Genomic DNA, 20,459 nt, shown 5'->3' on the forward strand with positions numbered 1-20,459 from the left:
TAGCGATGCGCATCTCCGAACTCAGTACCAAGTCCGGTGTGGCCATCCCGACGATCAAGTATTACCTCCGCGAGGGCCTGCTGCACCAGGGCGAGCAGACGGCCGCGACCAGAGCCGAGTACGACGAGTCCCACCTGCGCAGACTCCGCCTGATCAGAGCCCTGCTCGAAGTGGGCCGGCTCCCCGTGGCCTCGATCAAGAAGATCATCGAGGCCGTCGAGGACGAGTCGCTCCCCATCCACCTGATGCTCGGCACCGCCCACTACGCCCTGAGCGCCGCGGTCGAGCCCGAGCCCGGCGAAGAGTGGCAGATCGCCCGCGACCAGGTGGACCACCTCATATCCGACCAGGGCTGGGACATCTCGCCGGCCGCCCCCGCCCGTGACGAGCTGGCCCAGACGATCGTCCGGATGCGCCAGCTCGACCTGCCCGTGGACCTGAAGCCGTACGTCGAGGTCGCGCAGAAGCTCGTGTCCGAGGTCGAGATGGACACCATCCCCTTCCACGGCCCGCGCGACGCCGCCGTGGAGGCCCTGGTGCTCGGCACCGTCCTGTACGGCAAGGCGTTCGAGGCGCTGCGCCGGATGGCCCAGGAGTCGGAGTCGGCCCGGCGCCTGTCCCCCTAGACGAGGCCGTTCTCGCGCAGCAGCGCGAGTTTGTCCACGGTGACGACCCCGCGCCAGTCGAGCGACCCGGCCGGGGAGATACGCGCGTAGTCCGTGTCCCATCCGCCGTCGTCCTTCTGCTCCCCGGCCAGCCGGACGAGGTCCGCGGCGATCACGTCGGGCTCGAAGAGGTCGCGGGCGGGCCGCCCCGGGTGGGGCGCGAAGTCCAGCGGCCGCAGCGACTCGCCCTCGGTGCCGCCCTCGACCGGCACCCGCCCGTCCGCCGGGATCTGGGCGGCCAGCCGCTTGAGCAGGTCGGCCGCCCTGGGCTGGGTCTCGTACACGGCGTCGAGGAAGCGCACCGCGAACACCAGCACGTACGCGTGCGGCGCCTTGTCCAGCGCCTGGATCGTGTCGAGGCAGTAACGGGTGGCCCGCTCCAGCCATGGATGCGCGGCCACCCCCGGGTCGTGGAGCGCCACGCGGTGGGCGGCGGCCGCGGAGATCGAGGTGATCTGCAGGGACGAGGTGTGCGGGTCGCCGCCCGACCACCAGGGCGCGGTGGCCTCGCCGACGGTGAGCGGCAGCGAGAACGGCACCCCGCCGTCCGGCAGCGTGACCGAGTCCAGCCAGTCGCACAGCGCCGCGGCCCGCGGCGAGGTCACGGGGGCGACGTCCGCGAACGCCTCGAAAGCGTGCAGCGCCGCCCCTGGCTGGCTCTCGGGTGAGCGCAGGTCCGGCTCCAGGCCCCAGCCGTAGCCGCCGTCCGGGTTGCGGTAGGCCTCCATCGCTCCCAGTACGGAGGCCGCGTCGCCGTCGCCCATGAGCAGGTCGTAGCGCCGGCGGTCCAGAACACGTGCGTGCCCGGCGAGGAAGCCGGGAATCGCGGAAAGGTTCACGTTCATGAGCTCATCGTGCCCACGTCCGCGACATGCGGTCTTGTAAGTTCCGGACCGATTGCCCGGCGGTGAGAATGGGGCGCATGAACGGCGACCGGGCCCGTGCCAAGTTCCGGGCGGAGCGGGTGGCGCGGCTGGCCACGGCGAGCGACGACGGGACACCGCACCTGGTGCCCGTCACCTTCGCCGTCGTCGCGGACCGGGTGGTGACCGCGATCGACCACAAGCCGAAGACCACCGCCGACCTGAGACGGTTGCGCAACATCCGGGAGAACCCGCGGGTCAGCCTGCTGGCCGACCACTACGAGGACGACTGGGCCCGGCTGTGGTGGGCCCGCGCCGACGGCCTGGCCACGGTCGTGGAGGAGGGGCCGGAGCGCGAGTCGGCGCTCGACGCGCTGGCGGCCAAGTACGGCCAGTATCGCGAGCACCGGCCCGGCGGCCCCGTGATCCTCGTGGACGTGACCCGCTGGAGCGGCTGGTCGTTCACTCCGTGACGGTGACGGGCCGCTTCAGCAGCCACAGCGCGGCCCGCTGGAGCATCGCCCGGTGCACCTCGTTGTCGTACGACCTGGTGTCGTGGCCCAGCGCGTCGTAGAACACCCGGCCGCGCCGCACCGGCCGCGCCCACACCAGCGGCTGGCCGTTCGAGGACGCCAGCGGCTCGACGTCCGGCAGGATGTCGAGGTCGCTGTAGACCTCGTCCACCACGTCGAAGTCCCGCAGGCCGTCGACCACCGGATGACCGCCGTGCACCCGTACGCCCGTCCACCCGAGCGGCGGGTGGTGGGACTTGGGCCAGGTCCAGCAGCCGCCCAGGACGCGCGGCCAGCCCTGCCAGTCGTCGAAGCAGATCGACGCCGAGTGCATGCACAGCAGCCCGCCGCCCCGGTCGAGGTGGTCGAGGAGCGTGGTGCGGGCCTGCGCCGGTAAGGCGAAGCTCCACTCGTCACGCAGGTCGGCGAAGCGGTCATGGCCCATCTGCCAGCGCAGCGCGTTGATGGTGATGAGCTGGACCTCCGACGGCTCGCTCAGCGCGCCCGCGATGTCCTCGGTGATCTCCGACTCGACCCCCACCTCGGCCAGCACTTCCGCGAGCGCTGCCGACGTGGCGGCGAAGTCGTGGAACAGGCCTCCTGACAGGATCAGATTTCTCGCCACTCGCCAAGCTCATCATGCTTACCGCGGCTTTTCCACCCCGTGAGCTGTCACATTCCGCGCGGCCGCCCCGTCCCGCTCCCCGTCGGCGCCGTCCGGCAGGTCGCGCGCCGGACTCGGTGGTGTGCGCGGTGGTGCGCGGTGGTGCGCGGCCCCCGGCACGGCACCCGCTCCGGCGACCAGGCATGATTCGGGCCGTGGAGGATTTCGAGGAGCACCGTCCCATGCTGCTCGGGCTGGCCTACCGCCTGCTCGGCAGCATGTGGGACGCCGAGGACGTGGTGCAGGAGGCCTGGCTGCGCTGGCAGGGCACCGACCGGAGCGAGATCAGGGAGCCGCGCGCCTTCCTGGTGACCGTGGTCTCGCGGCTGGCGCTCGACCAGCTGCGCTCGGCGCGGGTCAAGCGCGAGGCGTACACGGGGCCGTGGCTGCCCGAGCCGGTGATGACGGCGCAGGCGGGCCCGCTGGACACGGCCGAGCTGCGTGACACCGTCTCGTACGCGACCCTGCACATGATGGAGCGGCTGTCGCCGCCCGAGCGGGCGGTGTTCGTGCTGCGGGAGGCGTTCGAGCTCCCGTACGACGAGATCGCGGAGATCGTCGGCATCTCCGTGGCCAACGCCAGGCAGCTGCACCACCGGGCCTCCACCCGGCTCGCCGAGGGGCGCGACCGGTTCCGTCCCACGACCGAGGACCACACCAGGCTGCTGACGAAGTTCATGGACGCGGCGGCGGGCGGCGACCTCACGGCGCTCACCGAGCTGCTCCACGAGGATGTCGTGTCCTACAACGACGGCGGCGGCAAGGTCAGGGCCGCGCTGCGGCCGATCTTCGGGCGCCGCAAGGTGCTGGCGTTCCTCAACGGCCTGCTCAGCCGGTACGACTTCTCGGACGCCCGGTTGATCGAGGTCAACGGCCAGCCCGCGGTCTGGACACGGGTCGCGGGCCACCGCCAGGTGGTGCTGATCGACATCCGCGACGGCCTCATCACGGACATCTACGGCCTCCTCAACCCCGACAAGCTCACCCGCGTCGGCCCCGGCTGAACGTCACGGACGCCGACTTGCCGATCTATAGTCGCCCCTATGGATCTCGGCATCTCGGGCAAGGTCGCCCTCGTCACCGGAGGCAGCGCGGGCATCGGGCTCGCCGCCGCCAAGAGCCTCGCGCGGGAGGGCTGCGACGTCTGCGTGGTCGCCCGCAACCCGGAGCGGCTCGCGGAGGCGGTCGTGCAGCTGCAGGAGTACGGCAAGGTCGTGCACGCCGTGCTGGCCGACGTGGAGGACCCGGCCGCGGCCCGGCGGGTGGTCGAGGAGACGCGTGACGTGCTCGGCCCGATCGACATCCTGGTGGCCAGCTCCGGCGGGCCGCCGGCCGGCCGCTTCGACGAGACGAGCCTGGCCGACTGGGACGTCGCCGTCCAGCGCAACCTGCTCGGCACCGTACGCCTGATGTACGCGGTCCTGCCCGAGATGCGCTCGCGCGGCTGGGGCCGCATCGTCACCATCACCAGCAGGTCGGCCCGCGAGGCGCTGGACGGCCTGGCGCTGTCCAACGCCACCCGCTCGGCCGTGGCGGGGGTCGTGCGCACGCTGGCCCGCGAGGTGGCCGGCGACGGCGTGCTGGTCAACAACGTGATGCCGGGCCCGATCGACACCGACCGGCTGCGGGAGCTGGCGGGCGACGAGGAGGCGCTGGCCCGGCGGGGCGAGGCGGTGCCGGTCGGGCGCGTCGGCAGGCCGGAGGAGGTCGGTGACGTGGTGGCGTTCCTGGCCAGCGAGCGGGCCTCGTTCGTGAACGGGATCTCGATGCTGGTGGACGGCGGCGAGAGCCGCGTCATCGCGTAACGGGGGGCGATTCTTTTAGCAGCCGTCACTTACGCACTCACGCGCGATCCTTTAGCAACCGTCACTTACGCACCAGCGTGCGCACGATCGCGGTGGCCCAGACCTCGTCCGCCTCAGGGAGCTCGACGAAGTAGGACAGGTTCGCCCGGTGGAAGCACGCGCCCATCAGCATCGACGCGGCGGCGTCGGCGTCGATCCCCGCGTCGAGCCGGCCGCCGCGCTGCTCGGCCCTGAGGACCTCGGCCAGCGCCAGGATCGGCAGGTGCGGGCCCATGTCGTTCGCGGCCAGCATGCCCCTGAACCCCGCCATGAGCGTCGGGTCGGCCAGCACGCCGGAGGCGATGCCCACGGCCTTGGCATAGAACTCCAGCGCCGTCAGCGCGAACTCGGTGAGGTTGCCCGTCAGGTCGCCCTGCCCGGTGCTCGCCCGCAGCCGCGCCAGCGCGGGGCCGAGCGCGGGCAGCCGCTCCAGCAGGACCGCCAGGAAAAGGGCCTCTTTACCGGCGAAGTGCTTGTAGAGCAGCGCCTCTGAGCAGCCTGCCTGCTGGGCGATACGCTTGGTGGTGGCACCCGCGATGCCGAACTCCCGAATTGCCTGCTCGGCGGCGTCGACGATGCGATCGCGTGTACCCATCCGACCATGATATGAGCGAGCGCTTACGGACTCCCCCGCACATGACATGCTTCCTGTAGGACGAGTGGGGAGAAGACATGGACAAGCCGGTCATCGTTACAGTTGATGACGATCCGGGCGTCTCGCGGGCGGTGGCCCGCGACCTTAGACGTCGCTATGGCCAGGAATACCGGATTGTCCGCGCCGAGGCGGCCCGGGACGGCATCGAGGCCGTCCGGGAGATGCGGCTGCGGGGTGACGAGGTGGCGGCCATTCTGGCCGACTACCGCATGCCGCAGATGAACGGCGTGGAGTTCCTCGAGGCCGCCATGGACATGTATCCGTACGCGCGCAGGGTGTTGCTGACCGCCTACGCCGACACTGACGCCGCGATTCAGGCGATCAACGTGGTCGACCTGGACCATTACCTGCTCAAGCCGTGGGACCCGCCGGAGGAGAAGTTCTACCCCGTGATCGACGGGCAGCTCGACGCCTGGATGCGCACGGACCGGATCGAGCGGTCCGAGCTGCGGGTGGTGGGCGACCGGTGGTCGGCCCAGTCGTACAAGGTGCGTGATTTCCTGGCCCGCAACCATGTGCCGTACCGGTGGATGTTGTCGGAGGACCCGGAGGGCGCGCAGCTGGTGAAGGCGGCCGGCGAGGGCTGCCACCTGCCGCTCGTGGTGACCGCCGAGGGCGCCACGCTGGAGTCGCCCGACCAGGCCACGCTGGCGGCGGCGGTGGGCCTGTCCACCACGCCGGCCACCGACTTCTACGACCTGATCGTGGTGGGCGGCGGCCCGGCCGGGCTCGGCGCGGCCGTCTACGGCGCTTCGGAGGGGCTGAAGACCGTGCTGGTCGAGGCCTACTCCTCGGGCGGCCAGGCGGGACAGAGCTCCAGGATCGAGAACTACCTGGGCTTCCCCGACGGCGTCTCCGGTCAGCAGCTCGCGGACCGGGCGCGCAGGCAGGCGCAGAAGTTCGGGGCGGAGCTGCTGACCGCGCGCAAGGTCGTCTCGCTGGAGCCGCGCGGGCAGGCCCGGGTGGTCGGGTTCCAGGACGGCGGGGAGATCGCCGCGCACGCGGTCATCCTGGCGACCGGCGTCACCTACCGCCGGCTGGACGCGCCGGGGCTCGACGACTTCACCGGCCGGGGCGTCTTCTACGGCGCCGCCCTGACCGAGGCGCCGTCCTGCCAGGACACCGACGTCTACATCGTGGGCGCGGCCAACTCGGCCGGGCAGGCGGCCGTCTACCTGTCGGGATTCGCGAGCAAGGTCAATTTGTTGGTGAGGGGTGACGGTTTGGAGAAGTCCATGTCGCACTACCTCATCGAGCAGATCGCCGCGATCCCCAACATCGAGGTGCACCTCCAGACGGAGGTCGCCGGCGGCGACGGCGACGGCCACCTGGAGCGCCTGACGCTCTCGACCAAGGGCGAGACCCGCACGGTCGACGCCCAGTGGCTGTTCGTGTTCATCGGCGCGGAGCCGTACACGTCGTGGCTGGGCGAGACGGTCGAGCGCGACGAGAAGGGGTTCGTGCTGACCGGGCCCGACCTGGTGCAGGGCGGGAAGCGGCCGCGTAACTGGCCGCTGCGGCGCGAGCCTTACTTCCTGGAGACGAACGTGCCCGGGGTGCTGGCCGCGGGTGACGTACGCGCCGACTCGATCAAGAGAGTGGCCTCCGCCGTCGGCGAAGGCGCGATGGCCGTCGCGCTCGTGCATCGGTACTTGGAGAAGCAATGACCAACATCGACATCGATGAACTGCGCAAACTCTTCCTCTTCGAGCGGCTGAACGACGAGCAGCTCACCAAGCTCGCCAACAGCGGGCAGGTGCGGACGTTCGGCACGGACGAGGTGATCCTCCAGCAGGGCGAGCCGGCCGAGTGCTTCGCGGTGCTGCTCGAGGGCGAGATCCAGATGATCAGCGAGACGGTCAGCGCCGGGACCGTGGCGATGCCCCGTGCGTCGCAGCCCGGCGTCTACGGCGGCGCCACCAGCGCCTACCTCGGTGACCGGGCGCCGCAGACGTACCAGCACACGCTGCGCACGACCGCGCCGACGCGGATGTTTCTGCTGCCGGCCAAGAAGTTCGCCTACATCGTGGCCGAGTGGTTCCCGATGGCGATGCACCTGCTCGACGGCATGCTGTCGGGCGGGCGGATGCAGCGGGAGATCATCGACCGGCGGCAGCGGCTGACCGCGCTCGGCACGATCACGGCCGGGCTCACGCACGAGCTGAACAACCCGGCCGCGGCGGCGGTGCGCGCCGCGAGCGAGCTGCGCTCGCTGCTCAGGACCTCGCGGCTGCAGCTCGCCCAGCTCGCCGAGGAGGGCATCCCGCCGGAGAAGCTGCGCACGCTGATCGAGTGGCAGGAGTCCTGCACGGCCAACCTGGGCAAGCGGCCCCAGCTCTCCCCGCTGGAGATCTCCGACGCCGAGGACGAGCTGGGCGACGCGATGGAGGAGCTGGGCATCGAGGACCCGTGGGACCTGGCCCCCGCGCTGGTCAACGCCGGGTTCACGCCCGAGGCGCTGGAGAAGATCCGCGGCAAGGTGGGCGAGGAGCGCGCTCCCTCCGCGGTGCAGTGGCTGGCCAAGGCGATCGAGATCTCCCAGATGCTCAACGAGGTGACCGAGGCCACCGAGCGCATCACGTCGCTGATCAGCTCGGCCAAGCAGTACTCCCAGATGGACCGGGCGCCGTTCCAGCAGGCCGATGTGCACGACCTGCTCGACAGCACGATCGCGATCTTCCGCGGGAAGATCCCTCCGGGCATCAGCGTGGTCACCGACTACGACCGCACGCTGCCGGCCATCCCCTGCTACGCGGGCGAGCTCAACCAGGTCTGGACGAACCTCATCCACAACGCGCTCGACGCGATGGGCGACCAGGGCACGCTCACGATCCGGACGGCGCACGACGAGGACGAGGCGATCATCGAGATCGGCGACACCGGACCCGGCGTCCCCGAGGCGTTCAAGGACCGGATCTTCGAGCCGTTCTTCACGACGAAGAGCGTGGGTCAGGGCACCGGTCTCGGCCTGGACATCTCGTACCGGATCGTGGCCGGACGGCACGGCGGGGAGATCAAGGTGCGCTCGGTTCCGGGCGAGACCTGGTTCGAGGTACGGCTGCCGCTCCGGGAGCCGGTACCCGCTGTCTCCGTGACCTGACTCTTGTCAAGACGCTTCCTTACCGCATGTAATGGTTGACCGAAATGCGGGAAGGAGGCGTGTCGGTGAGCGCGTCCGAGACGGTGGCGGGTTCGCGTTCCCTGAACGCGCTTCTCCGGGTTCTGGGCGGCATCGAGCGGCTGGGCAACCGGCTGCCTCATCCGTTCTGGCTGTTCGTCATCCTGGCCGCGTTACTCGCGCTGACCAGCTGGGGGCTGGCGGCGGCAGGGGTGTCGGCGGTCAACCCGGCGACGGGCAAGACCGTCGTGGCCAAGAACCTGCTGTCCGCCGACGGCGTCCGGATGATGGTCGGCGACGCGGTCACGAACTACACCTCGCTCCCTCCGCTCGGCACGATCCTGGTCGTCATGCTCGGCGTCGCGGTCGCCGAGCGCTCGGGGTTGCTGGCCGCCGTGCTGCGCTCAGGGGTGTCGAAGGTGTCGCCGAAGTGGGTGACGTTCGCGCTGGCGTTCACCGGCATGGTGGCGCACGTGGCCTCCGACGCCGCGTACGTCGTGCTCATCCCGCTCGGCGCGCTGGCCTTCCGCGCGGTGGGGCGCAGCCCGATCCTGGGCATCGTGGTGGCGTTCGTGTCGATCTCGGCGGGCTACGACGCCAGCCCGCTGATCACGCCGACCGACGCCATCCTGTCGGGGCTCACCACGGCCGCCGCGCACACCGTCGATCCCGCCTACACGGTCACGCCGCTGGCCAACTACTTCTTCTCGCTGGTCTCCTCCCTGGTGCTGGCCGCCACGATCACCGTGGTCACCGAACGCGTGCTGGCGCGCCGGGTCGAGTCGATGCCCGTCGACCCCGAGGCCCCCTCCGGCGACGACCTGGGCACGCTGGCGCTCAGCGCCTCCGAGCGTCGGGGGCTGCGCGCCGCAGCGATCGCCCTCGTGGTGTACGTGGCCGCCGTGGTGGCGGCCGTGCTGCCCGCCGGGTCGCCGCTGCCGCGGCAAGGACGGCGGCATCGTGCAGTCGCCGCTGCTCACCTCCATCGCGATCTTCCTCGCGCTGGCGTTCCTGGCCGTCGGGTGGGCGTACGGGAAGGCCGCAGGGACGATCAGCGGCAGCCGCGACATTCCCGGCTTCATGGCCCACGGGCTGCGCGAGATGGCGCCGATCCTGGTGCTGTTCTTCGCGATCTCGCGCATGCATTTCCATTTCCATTTCCTGGCGTACTTCAATTGACACCCTCCCCCTCTTAAACGAGGGGGATTCCAACCCATTTGGGCTGAGGTTCACGGACGTTCTTCGACCGCGTGAGCGGTGTCGTCCCTCCGGCACCGGCTGCTCGCCGGGGGCGGGGGATCCCGCCCTGTCCTGCCGCGACGTTGGTTGCTGCGTTAGTGTCCGCGTTACAGGTGAAGCCGCAGGATACGCAGACGAACTCGGCTTGGCTCTTGCGCGAGTTCTTCTCGATCCATCCGCAGGCGCTGCACCGCAGACTCGTGTACGGGGCCGGTACGTCCTCGACACGACCGGGGGCCTTGTGTTCCGTGCGCTGGCGCAGGAGGCCCCAGCCCTGGGCGAGGATGGCCCGGTTCAGCCCGGCTTTGGCGCGTACGTTCCGGCCGGGCTGGTCGAGGGTCCCCTTGGCGGAGGCGGTCATGTTCTTGATGTTCAATTTCTCGAACCGCACCAGGTCGTACGACCTGGCGAGCATTGTCGAGGTCTTCTCACACCAGTCCTTGCGCCGGTTCGCCTCCCGCGCTTTGAGCTTGGCGACCTTCGCGTAGGCAGCGGTCTTCTCCGGGGCGCCTTTCTTCGCTCGTGCCGCCCGGCGCTGGTGCTTGCGGATCTGGGCGCGTTCCTTGACGGTGAGCTGCGGACAGTTCAGTTTCCGGCCGTCGGACAGGGCGGCGGTGATCTTCACGCCCCGGTCGATACCGATGGCCTCACCCATGCCGGGCGCCGCGACGGGCTCGGGGATGAGCGCGAAGGCGATGTGCCACTGCCCGTTGCGGTAGGTGACGCGGAACGTCTTGGCCGCCGGGAGCTGCGGGCGGGTGAGGCGGAAGCGGACCCAGCCGCAGCCGGGTACCTTGACCTGCGCCCACCGGCGGTTGAGCTTCTGCACCACGACCGAGCGGCCCATGACCTGCTTGCCGGTCTTGGCGTTCAGTTTCGCCGAGCCGTCCGGCTCAAACTCCGGCACCCGGTCGGTGCCGATGACGCGGAAGCCCTCGTGCACGTATTTCTTGCGCCAGGTCGGCTCGCCGAACCCCGAGGTGAACCGGGCATTTTTGGCCTTGGCGAAGTCCTTCAGCGCCTGCTGCTGCACGTCGGCGTTGCCTTCGCGCAGCCACTCGTTCTCCGCACGGGCTTCAGTGAGCTGGCGGCACTGCTCGGCGAAGCCGGGCGCGGACTTGCGGCCCGGCTGCCAGCGCGAGTGCTGCTCGACCGCGAGGTTCCACACGTACCGGGCGTGCGCGCAATGCAGCAGCATCTGCTGCTCCTGCTCGCTCGTGGGGTACATCCGGAACCTCGATATGCCGCCATCATAGCGGCATAATGGCGGCGTGATCAAATTCACTCTTCGGCTTCCCGAGGACCTTCACGAGCGGCTGGCCGCTCAGGCCGCTACCGACCGGCGGTCCCTCAACTCCGAGATGCTGCACCTGCTTGAGGTCGGCCTCGACACCGTCTCTCCCGAGACGCCGAACCGCCCTGGCGGCGGTTCGGCTACCTCTGCCCCGATACGCAGGAGCGGGCGTTCCCTCCGGCCCTGAAGGACCGGGCCCCTGCCCAGAAAAGATCGGTGGACCGGCGTCGGCGAGATCATCGCGATCGACGGGCGGGCCTGCTGAAGTCGGCCGGGGTGGGCGGGCCCGTGGTGTTCCTGGGCATCCTGGTCGTGGTCACCCTGATCAACCTCGTGGTGACCAGCGGATCCGCGCAGTGGGCGCTGGTCGGCCCCATTTTCGTGCCGATGCTGATGCTGCTGAGCATCCCGCCCGAGTACACCCAGGCCCTAGACCGCATCGCCGACTCGTGCACGAACGCGATCACTCCGATGGGCCCGTACTTCGTGATGGCGCTCGGCTTCCTCCAGCGCTACCGGCGCGCGGCCGGGATCGGCACGCTGGCCTCGATGACCATCCCGCTCTCGGTCACCCTGCTCGTCGTCTGGACGCTACTGTTCTTCGCGTTCTGGTGGCTCGGCATCCCGCTCGGCCCCGGAGCGCCCACTCCCTAGAAAGGACCTCGTGTTGATCACCGACTGGGCCCGGCAGGCCCTCCCGGCCATGCTGGACGACCTCAAGGCCGCGGTGGAGCTGGAAACCCACTGGACGAGGCGTCGGTGGGGGACGCCAGCGACGGGAACTTCGTCTCGGCGCTGGGCCGGCCGGTGCTGGACGGGATGGGCGCGGTGGGGGACGGGGCGCACGCGCGGCACGAGCACGTGGTGGTGGAGCACATCCCGGAGCGCACGGCGCCGGCGATGGGCCTGATCACCGCCCTCACCTGACCACCACCACAGCCCCCTCCGCCGGCACCGCTTCACCCTCAGCCGAAGATGTGGTCGCGAGCCAGGTCCAGGGCGGTCAGCACGGCGCCCTGAAGCACCGCGTTGCCCGTGACCGTGCTGGCGCGAACCTCCGTGGGCGCCGGACCCAGGGCGCGCAGGTGCTCGGCCACCAGTTCGGCCAGCTCGGCCCCGCCCACGTGGCCCGTCGTCCCGCCGAGGACGACGAGGCCGGGGTCGAGGAGGGTGGCGAAGGCGAAGGCGCCCTTGGCGATCCGCCGGGCCAGCTCGTCGCCGTCGAGGCGCAATCTGACCTCGGGGTCCACCTGCTCGCAGAAGGCCACACCGTCCACTTCCAGGAACCCGATCTCCCCCGCGCCGCCCGACATCCCCCGCCGCAGCCGGCCTCCGAGCACGACCGCCGCCCCCACGCCGTCGTCCAGCCAGAGCAGCACGAAGTCCTCGCTCCCCACCGCGGCCCCGGTGCGCGACTCGGCGATGGCGGCGAGGTTGACCTCGTTCTCCAGGATCACCGGCGCGCCCAGGCGCTCGCGTACGGACGCCATCATGCCGGGCCGCCAGCCGGGCACGTCGTTGGACGACACCAGCTCCCCGTCACGCGGGTTGACCAGCCCCGGAGCGCCGACCACGACCGTGTCGAGCGCGCGTTCACCCGCGGCGCCCCTGACGACGTTCACGATGAGACCCGCCAGGTCGCTCCTCGCAACCGCGCCGAACGTCGTCGCGGCCTCGCTGACCACCCGCCCGGTGATGTCGGCGACCGTGACGTTCACGGCGTCGCGCCGGATGTCCACCCCCGCAACGTGGGCCCGATCCGCCACCAGGCCGTACAGGCGCGCGTTCGGCCCTCGCCGGTCCTCGCCGTACTCCCCCGTGACCTCGATGAGCCCGGCCTCCATGAGGCGCTCGATCAGGTCGGACACGGTGGGCCTGGACAGCCCGGTCAGCGTGCGGAGCTGGGGGGCGGTCAGCGGCCCGTGCTCCAGGAGCAGGTCGAGCGCCAGCCGGTCGTTGATCGCACGGGCCAGGGCGGGGGTGGCGGTCTTCACGATCCTCATAATAATCAGGGACCCTGCCTAAAACCCATTTCCATCAGGAAGCCTGCCTGATAATTTGCGGAGCATGAGCCCTCACCGCGCCATCGTGGTCGTCTTCGCCGCGCACGGCGCCGTCGCCGGCAGCCTGTCCACCCGCATCCCCTGGATCCAGGAGCACCTGCAGCTCAGCCCCGGCACCCTCGGCCTCGCGCTGCTGTGCCCGGCGATCGGCGCCTTCGTGGGCATGCCGATGGCCGGCCGCCTCGCCTACCGCTTCGGCAACCGCGCCGCCACGCGCGCCCTCCTCGCGCTGTGGTGCGCGAGCCTGACGTTGCCCGCGCTCTCGCCGTCACCCGTCTGGCTGTTCGGGGCGTACCTGCTGTTCGGGGCGGCGGCAGGCATGTGCGACGTCGCGATGAACGCGTACGCCGTCCTGCTCGAACGGCGCCTGGGCCGCTCGATCATGTCGGGGCTGCACGGCATGTGGGCCGTCGGCAGCCTGGCCGGCGGCGGCATCGGCGCCCTGGCCGCCCACGCGGGCATCGACGCCAGGCTCCACCTCGCGGCCATGTCGCTCGCGTTACTCGTCCTCGGCGGGGCGGCCGGCCGCGGCCTGCTCCCCGACAGCGGGTTGGCAGCGCGCCTGGCCGACGCGCCCGCGCCGCGGCGCTTCGCGCTCCCCACGCGCGCGATCCTGGCCATCGGGCTGGTGGGGTTCTGCGCGACCTTCGTGGAAGGCGCCAGCTCCAACTGGACCGCCGTCTACCTCATCTCGGTCACCGACGCCGATCCCGGACCCGCCGCCACCGGATACACCGTCTTCATGCTCTGCATGGCGGGCGCGCGACTGCTGGGCGACCACGTCATCCGCCTGCTCGGCCCGGTGGCGGCCGTCAGGACGGGCGGTGCCGTGGCGGCCGTGGGCGGCGCGCTCGTGGTCGTGGCCCGCACACCGGCACTCGGGATCGCCGGGTTCGCCCTGATCGGGCTGGGCGTGGCGGTGATCATGCCGCTCGTGATCGCGGCGGCGGGCAACGCGGGAAAAAATCCGAGCGAGGGCGTGGCCGGGGTGGCTACGATCACGTACCTGTCGGGCCTGGTCGCCCCGGCCGTGACGGGCTGGGTCGCGGGCGGGCTCAGCTACCCCGCCGCGTTCGCGATGATCACCGGCGTGGTCGTGCTGCTGGCGTTGCTCGCCCCGGTCCTGCGCCCCTCCCCCGCCTCTCACCCGGAAGGAACCGTCCGTGTCGACGCCTGACCTCGAAGACCCGCAGATCGACGAGGCCCTCGTACGCCGCCTGCTGGCGGCGCAGTTCCCCCGGTGGGCCGATCTGCCCGTCTCCCCCGTGCCACGGTCCGGGTTGGACAACGCGACGTTCCGGCTCGGCACGGACATGTCCGTACGATTGCCCCGCTATCCCCGATGGGTCGGGCAGGTGGAGCGCGAGCACGAATGGCTGCCGCGGCTCGCCCCGCACCTGCCGCTGCCGATCTCCGAGCCGCTCGCGAAGGGCGAGCCCGGCGAGGGCTACCCGTTCCCCTGGTCGGTCTACCGGTGGCTGCCGGGCGAGACCACGGAAGAGCTGGCCGATCCCGTCGATGCGGCCAAGGAACTGGCCGAGTTCGTCGGAGCGCTGCAGCGGATCGACGCCACCGGCGGCCCCGGCCCTTCGTGGAGCAACGCGTTCCGCGGCGTGCCGATGGGCGACGAGCGCGACTCGCTGGCCGTCGAGGCCCGCGTACGCCCCAAGATCGAAGCGCTGCGCGGGATCGTCGACACCGGCGCGGTGACGGCCGTGTGGGACGCCGCCCTGGCGGCCCCCGCCTGGGACGGCCCGCCGGTGTGGGTCCACGGCGACCTCGCGCCCGGAAACCTCCTGACCATCGACGGCCGGCTGAGCGCCATCATCGACTTCGGCACGCTCGCCGTCGGCGACCCCGCCGTGGACCTGCTGCCCGTATGGAAGCTGCTGCCTTCCGAGGCGCGGGGCGTCTTCCGCGAGACGCTCGGCGTGGACGACGCCACCTGGGCGCGGGGCCGCGGCTGGGGACTCGCGGCGTCCCTCCCGGTGCCCGACGACCCCTACTACGCCGACCCGGTACGCACCGCCACCGCCCTGCGGCACCTGGAGGAGATCATCGCCGACTTCCGTTCCACCTGATATCCCGGCATCATGCGGACCCGAAGGTCGCCACCCAGCCGAACGGTTCGTTACGTTGATCGATCAGCCGGCCTACCGTGCAACGCTCTATGGAAATTAGACAATCTGACCGCATGACGGTGATGACCGCCAATGGACAAGGCCGAGCGAGGGGAGACCACCGTGGCCACGCGGGGTGGGAGGCGGACCATGGTGATCGATCCTGCCCCAACAGCACCCGGGCATATGGTCAAGGCGTTCCTCGCCAGAAGCACGGGCACGCTTGACGCCGATCTGGAGACCGACATCGCAGCGGTTCGGGATGTGGTCGACAACGAGGTGAGGGGCACGTGGCCTGACGCCTGATTCTCGACACGGCGCTCATCGCCACCGAGCGGGGCAAGGCAGCCATCGCCGGTCGAGGAGTACACCACGGGCGTTGTCAGGGTCCACACCCGGCTCATGGCACACATTCGGCGACAGGGGAAGGCGAGGGGCGCCTATGACCTGCTGATCGCCGCCACGACCGCAGCGACGGCGAGAACCATCATCACGACGGATTCGTCGGCCGCATTCGACGATCTTCCTGGCTTACGTGCTCGTGTGGTGCCTCGTTGAACACCATCGGCGTGTATCAAGGGTTCGCTGCCAGGGCGGCGCATTGGTTGCAGGCTCGGGAGATGTCGGAACGAACGACAGGGACCCGTCGCGAATCGGCAGAGCTTTGACGGGCTCCGCGCACAGCCCAGTCGGTGCGTCCAGGCGTACGGCGTGCGGAACCGCTTCCCTGCTGGCCCCGGAGATCCCGGCTCGGTAAACGGGTGCTGAGAGCTCCTCAGTCACGACTCGCTGGTGATCGTTCAGGCATGCGGTCATGGTGCGCTGCCAGGCGGCCTCTGCCCAGAAAGCCGCACCATGGTCGATGGCCTGGGAAGCGGGGGTTGAGCCGGCAACCCAACTTGGTAGTCACGTAACGGGCGCGTAGTTGGTGAGCGAAGCGAGCGGGGTTTGGGTGGGCTCCAGCCGGCCAAGCCGGTAATTGGGCAAGGGGCGGGGGCTGGCGAGCGAAGCGAGCGGGGGTTTCGGGGGGTCGAAGGGGGGCTTGCCCCCCTTGGGAGGCGCTGTCTGGAACTCCTTGGCGCGAAGCGCCGCCTTCGTGGAAGGCCATGCGTTTCCCCTGGGCCCTGGGGCGTTCCTGACTAGCGTGGTACGCTCCCAAGCGAGCGCTTGGTTTAGTCGCCTGTCGAGGGGTCGCCGCATGAAGTTCTCGACCTTCCACCTCTACCACCGTTTCGACGGCCACAGCTTCAAGGACGTCTATGACTACCATCTGGAGCTCATCGAGCTGGCCGAGGAGCTGGGGTTCGACGGGGTACGGCTGGCCGAGCACCACTTCCGGGACTACGGCGTCGTCCCCAACCTGTTCACGATGCTCGCCCACGCCGCCGCCCGCACCTCCCGCGTCCGGCTCGGCACGGGCATCGTGGTGCTGCCCCTGCACAACCCGATCCACGTGGCCGAGGAGGCCGCGATGGTGGACGTGCTCTCCGGGGGGCGGCTGGATCTGGGGATCGGGCGGGGGTATCAGAGCTTCGAGTTCGAGGGGTTCGGGATCGACCTGGCGGAGGCCCGCGACCGGTTCAACGAGGCGCTGGAGGTGATCATCGGGCTCTGGACGCAGGACTCGTACCAGCATGAGGGGAAGTTCTACAAGACCGGCTCCGAGGTGGGCCTCGTCCCCAGGCCGCTGCAGTCGCCGCACCCGCCGCTGCACGTGGCGGCGGTCTCCCCCGAGACCGTCACCATGTACGCCGAGCGCGGGCTGCCCATCCTGGCCGACCCGGCGGCGCCGTTCCGCAAGGTCGTCAAGGCGGCGGAGACCTGGCGGGAGACGGCCGCGCAGGCGGGCCACCCCGAGGGCGCGGAGCTGGTGGTGGCGCGCAGCGTGTACGTGGCGCCGACCCTGGAACAGGCGCGCGAGGACCAGGCGCGGTTCGAGGCGGCGTTCGACCGTTCGCGGATCTTCAACGAGCGCAGCGCCCCCATCGACCCGAAGACCGGCCGGGCCGCGCAGGGCTTCGAGTACTACCAGGACCGCTACCTCAAGGGCGGCACGGTGTCGACCGACTTCCGGTGGGAGCAACTGGACGTGATCGGGGACCCGACGCGGGTGATCCAGCAGATCTCCCTCCTGCGCGACTCCGGCTTCTCGAACCTCCTGTGCGACTTCGGCAGCACCCGCCCCATGCCGCTGGAGGAAATGAAGCGGATCATGCGCTTCTTCGCCGCCGAAGTCATGCCGGCGTTCCAGTAACCCCTCGGGAGGCTCAGATGATCCACAGCCTGTCCCTGTCAGACCTCCTCGCCGACCACGCCCGCAGCCGTCCCCAGGTCACGGCGGTGGTGGACGGGGACGTACGGCGCACGTACCCCGAGCTCGACGCCCGGGTGACCCGGCTGGCCGACGCCCTGGCGGGGCGGGGTGTGGCGGCCGGGGAGCGGGTCGTGTGGCTCGGCCAGAACTCCCACGCCGTGCTGGAGCTACTGCTGGCCTGCTCACGGCTGGGCGCGATCCTCTGCCCGGCCAACTGGCGGCAGTCGGAGGACGAGCTGCGGTTCGCCCTGTCCGATCTGACCCCGAAGGTCGTCGTATGGGAGCCTTCTGACGCCACCACGGCCGTGTCCGAGAGCACTTGGGTGCGGGCCGGGGACGAGTACGAGGAGCTGGTGGCGAGCGGGTCCCCGAGGGACTTCCCGCAGGTGGACGACGCCGAGCCCGTCCTCGCCCTCTACACCGCCGCCTTCGGCGGGCGCCCCAACGCGGCCCTGCTCAGCAGCGCCGCCCTGGTCGCCCACAGCGCCTCGCTCCTCGTCGTACGTCAGATGGAGCCCGGCTTCACGTTCCTCAACAACGGCCCGCTCTTCCACGTGGGCACGATGATGTTCTGCCTGGCCACGCTCCAGATCGGCGGCACGAACGTGTTCATGCCCGCCTTCGACGCCGAGGAGGTCTGCCGCCTGATCGACGCCGAGAAGGTGACGCAGGCGTTCCTGTTCGGGCCGATGATCGACGCGGTGACGGCCGCTAACGCGGGGGGCAAGTACGACCTGTCGTCGCTGAGGTTCGTCGCGCACTCGGCCGAGTGGGACAGCATGATCACGGTGGACGACTCTCCCTGGTGCCGGTCCAAGATGGGCGGGTACGGGCAGACCGAGGTCGGGGGGATGCTCACGTTCCTCGGGCTGGCCGATGGGGGGTCGGGGTTCGCGGGACGTCCTTCTCCGCTGGTCCAGATACGCATCCTGGCTCCGGACGGAACCGAGCTGCCGGCCGGCGAGGTGGGCGAGATCTGCGCCCGCGGCAAGACCCTCTTTTCCGGATATTTCGCCCGGCCCGACTTAAATACCGCTAAGTCCGCGTACGGCTGGCACCACACCGGCGACCTCGGCCGCCGCGAACCCGACGGCACCATCACCTTCATCGGCCCCAAGCTCCGCATGATCAAATCGGGCGCCGAGAACATCTACCCGGCCGAGGTCGAACGCGCCCTCAAGTCCCACCCGGCCGTGGCCGACGCCGCCGTCATCGGCGTCCCCGACCCCACCTGGCACCAGGCGGTCAAGGCCGTCGTCGCACTCAAGCCGGACGCCGCCGCCACCGCGGACGAGCTCGTCGAGCATGTCAGGACGCAGCTGGCGCCGTACAAGAAGCCAAGCCGGGTGGCGTTCGTGGACACGATCCCGAAACGCGGCTTCACCCCTGACTACGACGCCCTGGACCAGGCACACGGCGGCGGCAACTACCCCGGCACCTGACCCCAGGCGGCCGCCGGAAGCCCCCTGCCAGCCGTATGGGCGGATGGCTCGGCCAGACGGATGGCTCGACCGGGGGCTGCGGGCGTGCGGGCGATGCCCGAGCGGCCGCCGACGTGCGGGTGAAGGCACGCGAACGGACAGGCGGGGCCGGGCGAGCGGGAGCGGGCGATGGCCGGGGCGTTCGGGCGCGGGGCGGAGGGGCGTGAGCAGGCGGATGGGCGTCGATGGCTGCGCGTCGGCGGATGGACGCGGGCGAGCGTAGCCGGGTGAGCGCCTCTATGGGCTTGCGGTGGGCCAGGGCGGTCTGGGGCGCTTCGGCGAGGGGCTGCGTTCCGGGTGCGATTGCAAGAGAAGACATCCAATAGCTATACAACAATCAATTGAGAGTCTACTCTCAAAATTATGCGACTTCCCATCGAACGCAACCAGGAGTGCCCCTTCGACCCGCCCCCGGGCCTGCGCGGGCTGCCGGCGATGACGCGGCTGGAGATGGCCGACGGGCATTCGGGCTGGCTGGCCACGACGTTGGCGGCGGGCCGTGTCGTGCTGGGCGACCCTAGGTTCAGCGCCAGGCAGGAGCTCAAGCACTCCGCCATGAACGTCGTACGCCCCGGCGGTGCCGATCAGCCCGCCCCGCCCGGGTTCTTCGCCGCCACCGACCCGCCCGAGCACACCCGATACCGCCGTCTGCTCACCGGGCAGTTCACGGTGCGCAGGATGCGGCTGCTGGAGCCGCGTATCGAGCAGATCGCGGCCGATCACCTCGACGCCATGGAGAAGGCGGGCCCGCCGGTCGATCTGGTGACGGCCTATGCCCTGCCGATCCCGTCACTGGTCATCTGCGAACTGCTCGGCGTGCCGTACGCCGACCACGACTTCTTCCAGGACCGCAGCGCCGCCATCGTCACCTCTGGCAGGGACGGCGCGGGGGCGGCGGCCGACCTCACCGCGTATCTGGGCGAGCTCGTACGCCGCAAGCGGGTCGAACCGGGCGACGACCTGCTCAGCGGGCTGACCGGCGAGCTGACGGACGATGAGCTGACCCACGTCGCGCTGATCCTGCTCGTGGCGGGGCACGAGACCACCGCGAACATGCTGGCCCTGGGTGTGTTCGCGCTGCTGAAAGAGGGACTGCGGTATGAGGAGGGCGCGGTGGAGGAACTGCTGCGCTGGTTGTCGATCCTGCACCAGGGGGCGCCGTCCAGGGCGGCGCTCGAGGACGTGGAGGTGGCGGGAGAGCTGGTCAGGAAGGGTGAGACGGTCGCCCTGTCCCTTCCCGTGATCAACCGCGACGGCGCGGTGTTCGAGGATCCGGAGGCGCTCAGGCTGGACCGGCCGGACGCGCGGCGGCACCTGGCGTTCGGCCATGGCGTGCATCAGTGCCTGGGGCAGCAGCTCGCCAGGAACGAGCTGCGCATCGGCTACCGGGCGCTGTTCGAGCGCTTCCCCGGCCTGCGGCTGGCCGTTCCCGCCACCGAGGTGCCGCTGAAGCACGACGCCTCGGTGTACGGGGTGAGATGCCTCCCGGTGACCTGGCCCACGAACGGCTGACCGGTGGCCGACCCACGACCGACCGGCCGATGACCGGCCCACGACCGACTGGCCGATGGCCGGCCCACGAACAGCTGAACGGTGGCCGGCCTGCGAACGGCTGAACGGTGATCTG

Annotated in this window: 18 protein-coding genes and 3 pseudogenes; 16 read left to right on the top strand and 5 right to left on the bottom strand. The window is 70.5% G+C overall.

What is annotated here, in order from left to right:
* The first annotated feature begins 5 nt into the window (after positions 1–5).
* Complete coding sequence (locus ABZS69_RS38695; RefSeq protein WP_355380932.1) at positions 6–626, top strand: MerR family transcriptional regulator; 621 nt, start codon at positions 6–8, stop codon at positions 624–626.
* On the opposite strand, the gene ABZS69_RS38700 is transcribed toward ABZS69_RS38695, so the two are convergent.
* On the bottom strand, positions 623–1,510 hold the full coding sequence (locus ABZS69_RS38700; protein ID WP_355380934.1) for a hypothetical protein: 888 nt from the start codon (positions 1,508–1,510) through the stop codon (positions 623–625). The two genes, ABZS69_RS38695 and ABZS69_RS38700, sit on opposite strands and share 4 nt — an antisense overlap.
* Before the next feature lie 77 nt (positions 1,511–1,587).
* Here ABZS69_RS38700 and ABZS69_RS38705 point away from each other — a divergent pair, with 77 nt between their 5' ends.
* Positions 1,588–2,001 carry a TIGR03668 family PPOX class F420-dependent oxidoreductase gene (locus ABZS69_RS38705; protein ID WP_355380936.1) on the top strand — a complete coding sequence of 138 codons (414 nt, stop codon included), beginning with the start codon at positions 1,588–1,590 and terminating at the stop codon, positions 1,999–2,001.
* Here ABZS69_RS38705 and ABZS69_RS38710 read toward each other — a convergent pair.
* Positions 1,991–2,665: a ThuA domain-containing protein gene (locus ABZS69_RS38710; RefSeq protein WP_355380939.1), complete on the bottom strand. Its 675-nt coding sequence runs from the start codon at positions 2,663–2,665 to the stop codon at positions 1,991–1,993. The two genes, ABZS69_RS38705 and ABZS69_RS38710, sit on opposite strands and share 11 nt — an antisense overlap.
* 194 nt (positions 2,666–2,859) lie before the next feature.
* Between ABZS69_RS38710 and ABZS69_RS38715 the strand changes: the two genes are divergently transcribed.
* Together ABZS69_RS38715 and ABZS69_RS38720 are read left to right on the top strand one after the other, a co-directional pair.
* On the top strand, positions 2,860–3,708 hold the full coding sequence (locus ABZS69_RS38715) for an RNA polymerase sigma-70 factor (RefSeq protein WP_355380941.1): 849 nt from the start codon (positions 2,860–2,862) through the stop codon (positions 3,706–3,708).
* Between the two features lie 39 nt (positions 3,709–3,747).
* Positions 3,748–4,509: an SDR family oxidoreductase gene (locus ABZS69_RS38720; protein WP_355380943.1), complete on the top strand. Its 762-nt coding sequence runs from the start codon at positions 3,748–3,750 to the stop codon at positions 4,507–4,509.
* Between the two features lie 61 nt (positions 4,510–4,570).
* On the opposite strand, the gene ABZS69_RS38725 is transcribed toward ABZS69_RS38720, so the two are convergent.
* Complete coding sequence (locus ABZS69_RS38725) at positions 4,571–5,143, bottom strand: helix-turn-helix domain-containing protein (RefSeq protein ID WP_355380945.1); 573 nt, start codon at positions 5,141–5,143, stop codon at positions 4,571–4,573.
* A gap of 77 nt (positions 5,144–5,220) precedes the next feature.
* On the opposite strand from ABZS69_RS38725, the gene ABZS69_RS38730 reads away from it, so the two are divergent.
* The 3 genes and pseudogenes from ABZS69_RS38730 (at position 5,221) to ABZS69_RS38740 (ending at position 9,500) form a co-directional block, all read left to right on the top strand.
* Complete coding sequence (locus tag ABZS69_RS38730) at positions 5,221–6,870, top strand: FAD-dependent oxidoreductase (RefSeq protein ID WP_355380947.1); 1,650 nt, start codon at positions 5,221–5,223, stop codon at positions 6,868–6,870.
* Positions 6,867–8,303 (top strand): ATP-binding protein, encoded by a 1,437-nt coding sequence (locus ABZS69_RS38735; protein WP_355380949.1) that lies wholly within the window; start codon positions 6,867–6,869, stop codon positions 8,301–8,303. Before ABZS69_RS38730 ends, ABZS69_RS38735 begins: the two co-directional genes overlap by 4 nt.
* Positions 8,304–8,347: 44 nt before the next feature.
* A pseudogene (locus tag ABZS69_RS38740) lies at positions 8,348–9,500 on the top strand (AbgT family transporter).
* A 13-nt stretch (positions 9,501–9,513) separates the two neighbouring features.
* On the opposite strand, the gene ABZS69_RS38745 reads toward ABZS69_RS38740, so the two are convergent.
* Positions 9,514–10,845, bottom strand: a complete 1,332-nt coding sequence (locus ABZS69_RS38745) for a transposase (protein ID WP_355380951.1) — start codon at positions 10,843–10,845, stop codon at positions 9,514–9,516.
* On the opposite strand from ABZS69_RS38745, the gene ABZS69_RS38750 reads away from it, so the two are divergent.
* The 3 genes and pseudogenes from ABZS69_RS38750 to ABZS69_RS38760 form a co-directional block, all read left to right on the top strand.
* Complete coding sequence (locus tag ABZS69_RS38750; protein ID WP_355380953.1) at positions 10,832–11,041, top strand: Arc family DNA-binding protein; 210 nt, start codon at positions 10,832–10,834, stop codon at positions 11,039–11,041. The two genes, ABZS69_RS38745 and ABZS69_RS38750, sit on opposite strands and share 14 nt — an antisense overlap.
* A gap of 30 nt (positions 11,042–11,071) precedes the next feature.
* Positions 11,072–11,508, top strand: a pseudogene (locus tag ABZS69_RS38755) (AbgT family transporter); the annotation flags it as partial.
* Positions 11,509–11,598: 90 nt separating this feature from the next.
* A pseudogene (locus ABZS69_RS38760) lies at positions 11,599–11,781 on the top strand (M20 family peptidase); the annotation flags it as partial.
* A 38-nt stretch (positions 11,782–11,819) separates the two neighbouring features.
* Here the strand turns inward: ABZS69_RS38760 and ABZS69_RS38765 are convergent.
* Complete coding sequence (locus ABZS69_RS38765; protein WP_355380955.1) at positions 11,820–12,848, bottom strand: ROK family transcriptional regulator; 1,029 nt, start codon at positions 12,846–12,848, stop codon at positions 11,820–11,822.
* Positions 12,849–12,921: 73 nt separating this feature from the next.
* Between ABZS69_RS38765 and ABZS69_RS38770 the strand changes: the two genes are divergently transcribed.
* The 6 genes from ABZS69_RS38770 to ABZS69_RS38795 all read left to right on the top strand — a co-directional run bounded on the left by ABZS69_RS38770 (position 12,922) and on the right by ABZS69_RS38795 (position 20,344).
* Positions 12,922–14,094, top strand: a complete 1,173-nt coding sequence (locus tag ABZS69_RS38770; RefSeq protein ID WP_355380957.1) for an MFS transporter — start codon at positions 12,922–12,924, stop codon at positions 14,092–14,094.
* Positions 14,081–14,998, top strand: coding sequence for an aminoglycoside phosphotransferase family protein (locus ABZS69_RS38775; protein ID WP_355380959.1), 918 nt, complete (start codon positions 14,081–14,083; stop codon positions 14,996–14,998). The genes ABZS69_RS38770 and ABZS69_RS38775 overlap by 14 nt, the downstream gene beginning before the upstream one ends.
* 189 nt (positions 14,999–15,187) lie before the next feature.
* Positions 15,188–15,343 carry a hypothetical protein gene (locus tag ABZS69_RS38780; RefSeq protein ID WP_355380961.1) on the top strand — a complete coding sequence of 52 codons (156 nt, stop codon included), beginning with the start codon at positions 15,188–15,190 and terminating at the stop codon, positions 15,341–15,343.
* A gap of 892 nt (positions 15,344–16,235) precedes the next feature.
* Complete coding sequence (locus ABZS69_RS38785; RefSeq protein ID WP_355380963.1) at positions 16,236–17,291, top strand: LLM class flavin-dependent oxidoreductase; 1,056 nt, start codon at positions 16,236–16,238, stop codon at positions 17,289–17,291.
* A gap of 17 nt (positions 17,292–17,308) precedes the next feature.
* Positions 17,309–18,793 (top strand): AMP-binding protein, encoded by a 1,485-nt coding sequence (locus tag ABZS69_RS38790; RefSeq protein ID WP_355380965.1) that lies wholly within the window; start codon positions 17,309–17,311, stop codon positions 18,791–18,793.
* Positions 18,794–19,195: 402 nt separating this feature from the next.
* Complete coding sequence (locus ABZS69_RS38795; protein ID WP_355380967.1) at positions 19,196–20,344, top strand: cytochrome P450; 1,149 nt, start codon at positions 19,196–19,198, stop codon at positions 20,342–20,344.
* The last annotated feature ends 115 nt before the right edge of the window (positions 20,345–20,459 follow it).

Source organism: Nonomuraea sp. NPDC005650 (genome assembly GCF_040605375.1).
Classification (GTDB): domain Bacteria; phylum Actinomycetota; class Actinomycetes; order Streptosporangiales; family Streptosporangiaceae; genus Nonomuraea.

What these genes read in the sequence shown, in the direction of transcription:
- ABZS69_RS38695 (WP_355380932.1), top strand. Translation starts at nt 6, where the DNA reads ATGCGCATCTCCGAACTCAGTACCAAGTCCGGTGTGGCCATCCCGACG.
- ABZS69_RS38700 (WP_355380934.1), bottom strand. Translation starts at nt 1,510, where the DNA reads ATGAACGTGAACCTTTCCGCGATTCCCGGCTTCCTCGCCGGGCACGCA.
- ABZS69_RS38705 (WP_355380936.1), top strand. Translation starts at nt 1,588, where the DNA reads ATGAACGGCGACCGGGCCCGTGCCAAGTTCCGGGCGGAGCGGGTGGCG.
- ABZS69_RS38720 (WP_355380943.1), top strand. Translation starts at nt 3,748, where the DNA reads ATGGATCTCGGCATCTCGGGCAAGGTCGCCCTCGTCACCGGAGGCAGC.
- ABZS69_RS38725 (WP_355380945.1), bottom strand. Translation starts at nt 5,143, where the DNA reads ATGGGTACACGCGATCGCATCGTCGACGCCGCCGAGCAGGCAATTCGG.
- ABZS69_RS38730 (WP_355380947.1), top strand. Translation starts at nt 5,221, where the DNA reads ATGGACAAGCCGGTCATCGTTACAGTTGATGACGATCCGGGCGTCTCG.
- ABZS69_RS38735 (WP_355380949.1), top strand. Translation starts at nt 6,867, where the DNA reads ATGACCAACATCGACATCGATGAACTGCGCAAACTCTTCCTCTTCGAG.
- ABZS69_RS38770 (WP_355380957.1), top strand. Translation starts at nt 12,922, where the DNA reads ATGAGCCCTCACCGCGCCATCGTGGTCGTCTTCGCCGCGCACGGCGCC.
- ABZS69_RS38780 (WP_355380961.1), top strand. Translation starts at nt 15,188, where the DNA reads ATGGTGATCGATCCTGCCCCAACAGCACCCGGGCATATGGTCAAGGCG.
- ABZS69_RS38785 (WP_355380963.1), top strand. Translation starts at nt 16,236, where the DNA reads ATGAAGTTCTCGACCTTCCACCTCTACCACCGTTTCGACGGCCACAGC.
- ABZS69_RS38790 (WP_355380965.1), top strand. Translation starts at nt 17,309, where the DNA reads ATGATCCACAGCCTGTCCCTGTCAGACCTCCTCGCCGACCACGCCCGC.
- ABZS69_RS38795 (WP_355380967.1), top strand. Translation starts at nt 19,196, where the DNA reads ATGCGACTTCCCATCGAACGCAACCAGGAGTGCCCCTTCGACCCGCCC.